Here is a 645-nt window from a genome sequence, read left to right as displayed (position 1 = left end):
GTGCTGCTGGTGTTCGGTGGCTCCCAGGGCGCGCAGTCGCTCAACCGTGCGGTATCGGGGGCGGCCGAAAAGCTTGCCGAGCAGGGTATCTCGGTGCTGCACGCACACGGGCCGAAGAACACCCTCGCCCCGCGCGACACCCAGGGCCACCTCGGCCACCCTCTGCGCCGCGTCGCGGTGTCCGGCCCGGGCCGCGGCGGCGGTCATCGCGTTCAGCGTGTCCGGGTCGTTGAGCAGCCCGGGCACCGTGCCCGCGACGAATTCCGACGTCAGCGAACGGTCGTCGACCACCATGCCGCCACCGGCCTCCACCACCGGCAGCGCGTTGAGGCGTTGCTCACCGTTGCCGATCGGGAGCGGTACATAGATCGCCGGCAGCCCGACGGCGCTGACCTCGGCGACGGTCATCGCCCCGGACCGGCACACCGCGAGATCGGCTGCGGCGTAGGCGAGGTCCATCCGGTCCAGGTACGGCACCGCGACGTAGGGCGGATCCCCGGGTTTCGGCTCGCGCAGGTCGAGGGTGTTCTTCGGCCCGTGTGCGTGCAGCACCGAGATACCCTGCTCGGCAAGCTTTTCGGCCGCCCCCGATACCGCACGGTTGAGCGACTGCGCGCCCTGGGAGCCACCGAACACCAGCAGCAC

At 71.2% G+C, this 645-nt stretch carries 2 pseudogenes; one reads left to right on the top strand and one right to left on the bottom strand.

Annotation, left to right across the window (positions count from 1 at the left end):
• A pseudogene (locus ASJ79_RS34490) lies at positions 1 to 66 on the top strand (glycosyltransferase); the annotation flags it as partial.
• Between the two features lie 54 nt (positions 67 to 120).
• Here the strand turns inward: ASJ79_RS34490 and ASJ79_RS25250 are convergent.
• Positions 121 to 645: pseudogene (locus tag ASJ79_RS25250) on the bottom strand (glycosyltransferase); the annotation flags it as partial.

This window comes from Mycobacterium sp. NAZ190054, assembly GCF_001545925.1.
GTDB lineage: Bacteria > Actinomycetota > Actinomycetes > Mycobacteriales > Mycobacteriaceae > Mycobacterium.
The sequence above is the reverse complement of the archived record's forward strand: the minus strand, read 5'-3'. Positions and strand labels throughout refer to the sequence as shown.